9 protein-coding genes and 1 pseudogene are annotated in these 10,627 nt (G+C 40.4%); 4 read left to right on the top strand and 6 right to left on the bottom strand.

Annotated features, from left to right (window positions below; translation table 11 throughout):
* Window positions 1-122, top strand: a pseudogene (locus tag D5018_RS19235) (IS1595 family transposase); the annotation flags it as partial.
* Here D5018_RS19235 and D5018_RS19240 read toward each other — a convergent pair.
* From D5018_RS19240 to D5018_RS19250, 3 genes are all read right to left on the bottom strand, one after another.
* The gene (locus tag D5018_RS19240; RefSeq protein ID WP_121840609.1) at window positions 85-2,205 is read right to left on the bottom strand and encodes a hypothetical protein; all 2,121 of its coding nucleotides are present in this window, start codon (window positions 2,203-2,205) and stop codon (window positions 85-87) included. The pseudogene D5018_RS19235 and the gene D5018_RS19240 overlap by 38 nt on opposite strands.
* A 96-nt stretch (window positions 2,206-2,301) precedes the next feature.
* Complete coding sequence (locus tag D5018_RS19245; protein WP_121840610.1) at window positions 2,302-3,405, bottom strand: trypsin-like peptidase domain-containing protein; 1,104 nt, start codon at window positions 3,403-3,405, stop codon at window positions 2,302-2,304.
* 138 nt (window positions 3,406-3,543) lie between these two features.
* Complete coding sequence (locus D5018_RS19250) at window positions 3,544-4,902, bottom strand: DegQ family serine endoprotease (protein ID WP_121840611.1); 1,359 nt, start codon at window positions 4,900-4,902, stop codon at window positions 3,544-3,546.
* Between the two features lie 616 nt (window positions 4,903-5,518).
* Here D5018_RS19250 and zapE point away from each other — a divergent pair.
* A complete protein-coding gene (gene zapE, locus D5018_RS19255) occupies window positions 5,519-6,628 on the top strand; it encodes a cell division protein ZapE (RefSeq protein ID WP_121840612.1) in 1,110 nt (369 codons plus the stop codon).
* A 2-nt stretch (window positions 6,629-6,630) separates the two neighbouring features.
* Here the strand turns inward: zapE and D5018_RS19260 are convergent, their stop codons facing one another.
* The gene (locus D5018_RS19260) at window positions 6,631-7,689 is read right to left on the bottom strand and encodes a hypothetical protein (RefSeq protein ID WP_121840613.1); all 1,059 of its coding nucleotides are present in this window, start codon (window positions 7,687-7,689) and stop codon (window positions 6,631-6,633) included.
* A gap of 138 nt (window positions 7,690-7,827) precedes the next feature.
* On the bottom strand, window positions 7,828-8,139 hold the full coding sequence (locus D5018_RS19265; RefSeq protein WP_121840614.1) for an MFS transporter: 312 nt from the start codon (window positions 8,137-8,139) through the stop codon (window positions 7,828-7,830).
* Between the two features lie 302 nt (window positions 8,140-8,441).
* Here D5018_RS19265 and D5018_RS19270 point away from each other — a divergent pair, with 302 nt between their 5' ends.
* Together D5018_RS19270 and D5018_RS19275 are read left to right on the top strand one after the other, a co-directional pair.
* Complete coding sequence (locus D5018_RS19270; protein ID WP_121840615.1) at window positions 8,442-8,963, top strand: hypothetical protein; 522 nt, start codon at window positions 8,442-8,444, stop codon at window positions 8,961-8,963.
* Between the two features lie 115 nt (window positions 8,964-9,078).
* Complete coding sequence (locus D5018_RS19275) at window positions 9,079-9,345, top strand: hypothetical protein (protein ID WP_121840616.1); 267 nt, start codon at window positions 9,079-9,081, stop codon at window positions 9,343-9,345.
* A 42-nt stretch (window positions 9,346-9,387) separates the two neighbouring features.
* On the opposite strand, the gene D5018_RS19280 is transcribed toward D5018_RS19275, so the two are convergent.
* Window positions 9,388-10,023 carry a LexA family protein gene (locus D5018_RS19280; RefSeq protein ID WP_165905117.1) on the bottom strand — a complete coding sequence of 212 codons (636 nt, stop codon included), beginning with the start codon at window positions 10,021-10,023 and terminating at the stop codon, window positions 9,388-9,390.
* Window positions 10,024-10,627 lie beyond the last annotated feature (604 nt).

The following is a 10,627-nucleotide window of genomic DNA, read 5'->3' on the forward strand; positions in this document are numbered from 1 at the left end:
TTTGTTATCGGTTTAACCGAAGGTTCAAATTAGAGGATTTATTGCCCAGATTCATATACATAGCAGTAAGAACGCCACCTTTACCTAAAAAACTCTTAAAAGTGGCTGGGCTTCATGGGTAATCAGGTTAAATAATGCTTCAGCCAATACCTGATGAGAGGGATTGAAGTCTAAAATGGCTTCCATTGCGGTTATGTTATTGGCGGATACCGCGTGTAGTAACAATTGATTTCGAGCATAAATACCAATGTTGCTGATTTTCCTTTCAGACGCTTGCATTAACCAATATGAAATCGCGTCTTTATTATGGGTCGGGCTTTGTTCAGCTTTAGCGATGATATCCAACATTTGCTGTTGTTGAGGGCCTGTATAATTTAGGCAAAATTGCTTGAGCGTATGCTGATTAACGCTGGCACTCGGGATCAAATCCGTGAATGGCAATGATAATAGATATTCAAGTATGTGAGGTTGATTGTATTTTATTGCTCGAGCGGCAAGTGGAAATGAAATCAGTTGCTTTAAGTTGACGCTAATATTGTTCTGCAAGTTAACGTTATAAGTGTTGAATAAAAATATGAGTGACTCTAAGCTCCCAGCCATCACTGCTGTTCTATATGGGGAGCCAGTTGTTTTTACAAGCAAGGCCTCTTTGTCATCATTGCTTTGATAATGAGTAAATATTTTTTCCAGTACTCTTACTTTGTTATGCTCGCAAGCTAATAAGATGGGATCAGTAACCCTTGTTCCCGCTTTGGATGATCTAAGAAAATATTCTTGGTAGCACGAAAGAAATCGCTCCGTTGAAAGAAGCTTATCAAGAAGGCCGTATAGCTCATTTTTACAGGCTTGATTAAACAGAAAAAAGAATTGCAGGGTAGTTAGGTGCTGTTCTGATAGCATCCAGTCGGGTAAGTATGTTGCTACATGTGAGCGACAGATCCTTGCATCGTAGCCGATAGGTTGAAGCTTATGTTGTTGTACAAGACATTTGGCTTGTAATTTAGTCGGAAGATGAGGGAAGGCTAGAGTAAGTTGCTGAAAATTAGCTTCATGCTTTATCCATCGGCGGATCACTTGATAATTTCGTTTCTTTTCCAAAAACCTTTTGCATTCACAAATTATGGGAGCCAGATGCTGAGGGACTGACTCACTGAAGAGAGACACAAATCGTAAATGGTCCATGCAGTCATTAGTATTGTTCGCGCAATATTTATATATCAATAGCCTAAGGATAGGGTGAGCTTGATGTAATTGAAGACGAACTAAATCCGTTAAAAGAAGATTATCAGGCTCAGGGCCATCATTGGTAATGCTATAAGTGAGAAAGTCGTGAGTAGTGACATGTACGGTGCTTTGATGACTACCATGTAATCTTGATGAAAGTACGATTATATTTGAACGCGTTTTTGGGGGTAGATAAAATACATCGAATATCCCTTTGACCTTATCATTTTTCGGTTTTGCAAGAGTGAGTGTGGCAGCGAAGTATAATTCATACCAAAACGCGGTTAAGGTTGAGTCAAGTGCTTGAGCACCTGTGGGAGACAGTCTTAGGCTGGTGTTCTTTGCCTTACTGATACCGAGCGCAATTTGCAATTGTGCTTTTATAACATCATCAATTTCATGCCTAGTACAAAAAATGTTGGCTTGGGTACTGATAAACGATTGCAGTTCTTTTGTCGTTTTTGCTTTTGCGGCTCGCAGCAAGCAAAGGCTAGGGTAGGCAAATAATGATTTTCCTAGGACGGGAGTTTTCATTAATGGTGATGGCAATTTTTTGATTGCTAACCGTCTAGTGGCTTCATCAATGTCGGGGTCAGCCAACAATTGTGTTAATGCTATGATTTGTTGAGTGATGGAACCGAAAAAAACGTCCCCGCCATCAAGCGTTGATTGTTGATGAATCATGATATTGGCGAACTGAACAAACAGTACGGCGTGATAGCCGATGTCCAAGTGTGATAACTGATCACGGAGAGGGTGAGGTAAGCTATCGATGTCAGATGAATGTAAATCATGAATTCCAGGTGGGGAGAAGCCTTCGATTTCAGGATAAGTAAAGTAGCCCAGCCTTTCACATAGCGCTCTGAATGCCTTAACTTCAGTAGTTGTTTGGAACTCATTGGCATACGTTGGTTGTGATTGGGTTCGATGGTAGCTTTCTTCTGCTTTAAACGGACAAAAAGCGGGATTTATTGGGATCATTAGCTGAGAGCTATAAAGTGCTTTTAGCTAAATATAATGTGAAGCCGCCACCGAAGATAGCGACTCGGATTAATCTTTGATTAATTGTGATATAAGCTACTCGCCAACGGGTTGCTGCTTTTCAATAATATCTGTGGTTATCGTCAGAGTTTGTCCGTTTCTGATAAGTGTGATCTTAGCTTGGGAGCCGGGTTTACTTTCAGCAATAAAATCTTTTAGGCTCCATAATCCATTCATGCCAGCAGGAATATCGTGTCCATTAAATTGAGTGATGACATCGTATTTTTGTAATCCGGCCTTTTCAGCAGGTGAGTTGTCATCAATTTGTGTGACAAGCACACCGTTAAAGCTTGGAAGCTTAAGAATTTGTACGGCCTTGGCGTTGACTGCATCACCACCGAAACCTATCGCACCACGGATGACTCGGCCATTTTCGATTAATTTTTCCATAATGCTATACGCTAGGCGAATTGGAATAGCGAAATTGATGCCATGGCCGTTTTCGCCCGCCACTTGAAAGGCGGCGGTATTGATACCGATTAAATTTCCTTTGGTATCAATAAGAGCGCCGCCTGAATTACCAGCATTAATGGCAGCATCCGTTTGTAGGAAATCTTGAAAGTTGGAACTTAAGCCATTTCGGCCTGTGGCGCTGATGATCCCTTGGGTGATGGTTTGACCAATATTGTATGGGTTACCGATTGCTAATGCGATGTCACCGACTTGGGCAATATGATGAAGATCGACAGACGCCGAGGGCAGTTCAGTGGCATTGATACGCAGTACCGCTAAATCGGTTTCTGGATCCATACCAATAATCTCTGCGTTAAATTGACGACCATCTTGCAAAACGGCATAAATTTCATCGGCTTTTTTTATCACATGATAATTGGTGAGGATATACCCTTTTTTGTTCATGATCACACCAGAACCTAGCCCTTGTAGGGTCTGACGTGAAGTTAATGCATTGATGCCATTAGAACGCGAGGGGACAAAGTTAATGTTATAGATATTAACGACCGCAGGTGCCGCTTGTCTGACCGCTGGGGCAAAAGAGAGAGGAGTATCGCCATGTTTACCCCACTGATTGAAATCTAATAGTTTTCCTGAGTTGGCGTTTAACAATAAGAAAATCACAGCCATAAACAAACCTAAAATAATGGCTTTGGCAATGTATATTGCAATGTTTTTTACAAGCATGGAAAACCTAATGAGAAGCTTAATTAGCGAGAAATAGTAACAAAGAACAGGGCGGTTGCAAAATAGACAAGAAATTGATCTAACAAATAAAAAAGGGAAGCTGAGCTTCCCTTAAGTACACTTTTCATTCGTTAGGCTTTAACGAAGCACCAAGAATAGGTAAGCATCTCCACGGCGAACCTTAAGCGCTACCGCTCCTTGCTTATCTTTAAGTGCCTTACGTAGGGCATTTAAACTGCGAATTTTTTTGCGGTTGATCCCTACAATCACATCGCCTTTTTGTAGATCACTCACCGCCGCTGGTGAATTTGGCGCAACGTCAGTAATTTCAACGCCGCCTTTACCGTCTTTAAGTGCCGCACCAGCCAGCATTGGGTGCAGTTCTGCCGCCCCTTTTTCAGCCACTTGGCTGGCTTCACCTAAAGTCACATTCAGGGTTTTCTTTTCACCATCGCGTATGATACCGAGTTTGACTTTTGCGCCCGCGCCTAAGCTAGCGATCCTTGCTGCAAGCTCAGTGAAAGAGCGAATGTTTTTACCATTAATGCTGACAATGATGTCACCAGCTTTCATTCCAGCTTTCGCCGCAGCACTATCAGGCGTTACTTCACCAACAAAGCCACCATGCTTAGTATCAAGTCCAAAGCCTTTGGCTAGCTCTGGGCTTAAATCGCGGCCTGAAACACCCAGTACGCCACGGCGGACTTCACCATGCTCGATAATTTGATTGGCTAGGTTGCGAACCATGTTGATTGGGATGGCAAAGCCAATTCCCACGTTACCACCACTGGGTGCAACAATGGCCGTATTAATGCCAATCAGCTCTCCGCGGAGGTTAACAAGTGCACCACCTGAGTTACCACTGTTAATTGCGGCATCAGTTTGAATAAAGTTTTCTAGTTGCTCGATGCCTAAGCCGCTACGACCCAGAGCACTAACAATTCCAGAAGTAACGGTTTGACCTAAACCGAATGGATTACCAATGGCAACCGCATAATCACCAACGCGGAGCATGTCCGAGTCAGCGACCGTAATTTGAGTCAGGTTTTTTGCCTTGATTTGTAGTAAAGCAACATCAGCGTTGGCATCACTGCCAATTAATTTGGCTGGAACTTCACGACCATCGATTAGGCCTACGGTAATGTCGTCGGCATTATCAATCACGTGGTGGTTGGTGATGATGTAGCCTTTTTTGGCGTCAATGATGACACCTGAACCTAAGCCTCTGAATGGACGTTTTTGCACTTGCTCTTGCGGTGCATTAGGGCCAAAGAAAAAACGAAACATATCAGGTACACGCTGTTTTGATACTTGAACGCCAGATACATTTACCGAGACAACGGCTGGAGTGACTTTTTGTAGCATGGGTGCCAAGCTCGGCATGGTTTGGCCGTCTTGCACTTGAGGTGCTGGAATCCCTGCCTGAGAAACAACGGGAGTTAATGACAAAGCTGCGCCTAGAAGGGCAGCAGAAAGTACAGAATGTTTCATCTTCATCTATTTTGCTCCAAATACATACGTCAGTGAGGGTTTTGAACAACACTCATCAAAAGGAAAGGAATCGCACTTTTGAATCTGTTAATACAAAATCCGACTATTCTGCATAATCAAAGTTCACAAATAATTAAAAAACATTAATTTTTTGATGATTAAAACAGCAATTTGCTCTCAATAGTTATAATGGTGAATGAAAAAAATTCAAGTTAGTTCAGTGTTAAAAGCCAGGGGCTGTTTATTTTTGTTGAATAATTCAGCGGAGTGATAAATCGCCTTAATCAAGGCGAAAATAGTGTCGTTTAGCCATCTAAATTAACTATTTTCAACACAGAGTAAGGCGATTTAGGCTCAGCCCATAGGGCAATGGTTATTTTTAACGCTATCTGCATTGTCACTGCGCTCATTTAGAGTAACTAAATAACGCTTGCTCCGCTTTGCTATCGTTAAAAATAATCATTGCTGAAAATATCAACAAAGATAAACAGCCCCTTATTGAATTTCAAAATATTGTGTCTTGATGAAATGTCATAAAAAGCATCCTATTATGCTACTTTTTATACCATACGCCTCGTGCTAGACTTGCGCGGTTTTACAGCAAATTTAGGTACAGTATTCGGTGACCCAGCTAACTCCTTTACAACATTACCAGCAAGATTTAACCCTAGACGGTTTTTCACATGATCCCGCACAAGAGCAAGCAGTTCAAGCTTTGCAACGTGTTTATGATGATTTACTAATGGCAGAGCAGCCAAATAGTGTGTGGCAGAATATTGGTAAGTTATTTGGGCGTTCAGTCACCAATAAGGTTAAAGGGTTATACCTGTGGGGAGGTGTTGGCCGCGGTAAAACTTATTTAATGGATACCTTTTTTGATGCTTTGCCGTTCGATCAAAAGTTAAGAGCTCACTTTCACCGTTTTATGCATCAAGTGCATCACGATTTAGAGCAACTCAAAGGTACTCAAGATCCTTTATTGGTCATTGCCGATCAAATGGCGCAGCAATATCGAGTCATTTGTTTTGATGAATTTTTTGTGTCAGATATAACCGATGCCATGATTTTAGGTACCTTATTCCAAGCCTTATTCAAGCGTGGTGTGGTGCTAGTGGCGACCTCCAATATCATTCCAGATGATTTGTATAAGAACGGCTTACAAAGAGCACGCTTTTTACCTGCGATTGCCGAGCTTAATGCCAACTGTCAAGTGCTGAATGTAGATTCGGGCATTGATTATCGATTAAGAACATTAGAGCAAGCAGAGATTTATCATTTCCCGCTGGATGAACAAGCCGAAACCAATTTAGCTCAGTATTTCACCAGCCTTAAGCAAAACAGTGACGTATCTACAGCACCCGTAGAGATTGAATCCCGTGAAATCCCTATCCGACAACAAGCTAATGGCGTGTTATTGGCTGATTTTATGGCATTATGCGATGGCCCAAGAAGCCAACGGGATTATATGGAACTAGCCCGTTGCTATCATACTGTGATGATCAGTGGTGTTAGGCAAATGGGGGCTCAACAAACGGGTGATGATATAGCACGTCGATTTTTAGCACTGGTGGATGAGTTTTATGAGCGTCATGTCAAACTCATTATCTCTGCTGAAGTCGCTTTGGAAGACATTTACACCGATGGCTTATTAAGCTTTGAATTCCGTCGTTGTCGATCTCGATTGATTGAGATGCAATCCCATGATTACTTAGCGTTAGAACATTTACCATAAAGCTACAAGCTTATTAGACTAGTAACCTTCTTTTGGGTAGCCTCCCGTTTTGGAGGCTCTGGGATTACAACAATAGATTGTTTATGACGATCATATAGATACTGAGGGTTGGGTTGTGGTCGAGGGCGTTCCAACGGTGAACTCTCTGCATCTGATAGACTGATCAGTTTCCTTACTCGCACGTTATCACTTACAGACTTATCTTCTGGTTTTGTTGCTGGAGAAGAAAGAGGGTGTTTTGTTGTTACCGTTGGCAATTCATGATGCGGTGCTGTCGTATCGTCAGTGTCTTGTTTAGCATGAGAGTCAAACCTCTTGTCTGTTTCATTTTCTGGAGTACTTAGGTCAACAAGTATGCCTTCAACAACAAATGAGACATTTTGCGTACTCTTTTTCGCACTTTGTGCTGGATACTTGGAAGGGGCAAAGAGTTCGACTACATCAACTTCTTCCTCTGATTCACTGGGGACGTTAGAAGGTGCTAAGTAATCAACACTCGTTTTAAGTAGTAACGTATGGATATCACGCAGTGAGAAAGCAAGATTTTTTAGGCTGCCATCTAATGTTTTAAACGTTTTTTTTGCGCCGCAAATAAACCGTTTAATTTGATTTCTATCCATATTTTCAATTTGCTGTATTAGAGTATGTGGTGGAGTTTCAAGTTGGTATAGCGCATCAATAAATGCACGTTGGAACGCATCGTATTCTTGTTCAAATAAATATTTTTTTGACAGGGTTGGATGGTTTTTTAGAATATTATTTTTAAGTAAAAATAATATGATGCGACACCCGTATCGTAAATCCTTTGAAGTATGCTGTACCTGAAGGGATGCACTTCGAAATAGGGCAATATTAAAATTCGGTTTATTGCTTGTATTATGAAAGTATTCCCATTGCTCCTTACACGCCTTACAAACCCCCTCCATTTGAGCTTCTGATATTTGATAGTGAGTAAAAATGCCTTTAAACGTATCCAAGGCCAATTCTTGGGCGACGGAATCATTGGGAGTTTTGAGGTAAAAAGGATCAGGTAAAGACTGTGGTTCTCGTACAGCGGCCATACATCTACCAAGTTTAATGTAAATTAATCTTCGACTCTAATCGGAAATTAATTGAATTCAAATAACTGTTTCGACTAAGCAATAATGACATTGTTATATATACTCGTGATACTTGAAGATGCAAGCTTCAGAGCTTCTTCAGGTATCACGAGTATCGATTGCGGAGCCTAAACAAGACTGAACTTTCTTTGCGCCATAGTTATCAAGCAATGTGCCTAGTGGGATCTGAAATAGGGCATAAGCTAGAAAGTAAGTGGCATTTAATAACCAAAGCTCAGATGGACTTGCTTTAGTCAATTGCAGCAGAGTAGGCACTAAAACCGCATTCATTGTTCGAAACAGGCAGCTGAGGATAAAGGCGATAGCAAACGGCAAAAAAACGATAGTAAAGGCTTTTTTGAAAGTGATGTCTTTAGACTCGTAAGCAGCGTTTAACTTCAATGCTGTCATAACTATTACCTTGTTTTTGTTAAGAGTCTTATTCCGTCAATCACCTTAATCTTGATAACAAATTTAACTAACATAGTTTTCAATGGCTTATAACATAGTTGGTTTCGCTAACTAAATTCAGTCAACGAATTAATAGGTTATGAATTAAATCTAGCCATTGTTAGTGAAATTCAGTCAGCTTAAAAGCTAGCGTTCCTTTTAGTCAATGAGCTAGAAATTAATCTTTGGTTAACTTTGATTGTGAAGTGGTAAGAAAAGGGTTAACAGCAGAAACAGAATGGACTCACTATACGAGGTGGTCTATGACACAAATAATCCAGTTGGCACTATCAACCAGCAGCGTTGATGAAATGCTAGAGCAATGGCGAACAACATGTCCAAACCTATCGCCCACACTAACCCTATTTTTAATCGAATACCCAGAAGCCGAAATCCCTCTAGAGCTGTTTGCCTATTACCTTTCAGATGCTCTTGGAGTATTCGATGAGCCACTGTTCGGGATTTGTTTAGCTCAAGCAATCAAAAATTATGAGCATTCAGATCTGCAAGGCGATGAACTTGATTACGATAGATTCTTTGAAGCCTTAACCTACATAGCCGCAGATCTCTTGCACAATATCAAAATAGAAGATCAGCAAGGTGCAGAATGGCGGGTAGTTGATGGCATCCACATCACAGATTGGTTTGTATTGAACCCAACAAGGTTAAAGCAGCTAGAAATCCAAAAGATCAAAATTGAACCTTTGTTCTCAGAAAGACAAACTGTAAGGCGTGTTCAGCAGATGTTGAAAAATAAGATGTGTTTGGCTGATGAAATTGAATAATTCATCCATTCTGAACGAAAACTTTCTTGTTAAACAAAGTGTTTTTACCTTTTCGTTAGTTGCTTGATAGAGTATTTAAATCTGTTGTGTTGAAGAAAATTTCGGAGTGAGCATTATGTCGATGAGTGATGCAGCCATCAGAGCTTACGTAAAAAACTCATATGAGTGTGGTTTATTTGACCCAAATCAACCGGAGAGTGAATTAAAAGTAGAAGATGTTGTATTTACAATTCAGACTCTTACGAGTGGTAAATTCAAAGTCATCCCTCTTGAAAAAAATACTAACAATACAGCGAAGGCGATCGAAAAATTTTTAAATAAGCCTCTACCTAGTGCCAAGAGTACGGTTGTTGAAATAGGGCACTATCAGACTTTTAACTAATTTATAGCGGGTTCTGAACTCGCTAACAAATAAACCTAGGCATTAATAATATTCATAAACAGCTTGCTTAACGACACCTAGCACTTGTCCATTTTCAAATTTGAACAACGGATAATTTGGATTAAAAGATTTCAAATAGGTAGCACCAGCTTCATCGACAATTTGCTTAAAACAAGCAGATGATGAGGTTGGTAGTTTAGCGATAACTAAATCACCCGATTCGTATTCTGATGTGGATTCAACAATGAGAATACAGCCCTCAGAAATGCAGCGATGCCCTTGACCTTCCATTCCGTCACCACGAACTTTAATCGCATAGCCATTCTCACCAACATTGGTGCTGGAGACTTCCCACCAAGCATCAATCTTATCATCTGTGATTTCATCTCTGTTTTGTGGCCAATCGATTACTTGCTTGAGCGTTAATAATGGAACACGACGAATAACTGCATTGGTTTTCAGATCTCTTGAGTAAGTATCACCAATGCCTTCCATCAACCATTTAGGACTAACACTTAACTCATTACATATAGGTAAGAAGTAACGAGAATTTTTAGTAATGCCAGTGAGCATACGGCTGATTGCTTGTTGCCTGATCCCAATACGAGATGCAAGTTCAGACTGGTTAATGCCAGCCTCTTTCATGACAAAATCAAGCCGTTCTGCAAGTGTATTCATACTTAAACCTAACATCATCTAAACAAGCGAAAGTGTAGAAAACTGGATTGCTACTCAAAAAATAGTAAAGATTAAACTTTTGTTTTCTCGAATTGAGATAAATTATCACAGAACGTGGTAATTCACACATTTAAGAGTCTTAATCTTGGTTTAAGAAAGCTCATCTCACCTACAGATTTTACTTACTGGTGGATTGTTTATGTTCTTCACCTAAAAAGAGATAAATACGGTAAAAGTGAAAAGTCTTCTCTAAAAACTAGTGCAGGATTCGCAAACTGATGGCGTTTTCCGTAGCTTCTGCCAGCAAATGCCGTAACCTTTGCCAGCATTTGCCGTACAAGTAAATTTAATCGTTTGAAAACCTTAAAAGACTGACTTTTAACTGTACAAATATCCATCATGGCGATAATCTCAGACTTACAATGTGCGGTTGTACTTCACTATGTTGGAGGTCGTGATGGCGAGGGTTGAAATTCGTTTGGGTGTAGATCTTTTAGATCGACAAACATCATGAAAAGATCATTAATTATCAATGGGATGACTTTGACAAATAGTGCGAAAGGAGCAATTTTATAGTACTTATCAGTTTGCAAACACAACAAGT

Origin of the sequence: Parashewanella curva (assembly GCF_003675895.1) — a bacterium.
GTDB lineage: Bacteria > Pseudomonadota > Gammaproteobacteria > Enterobacterales > Shewanellaceae > Parashewanella > Parashewanella curva.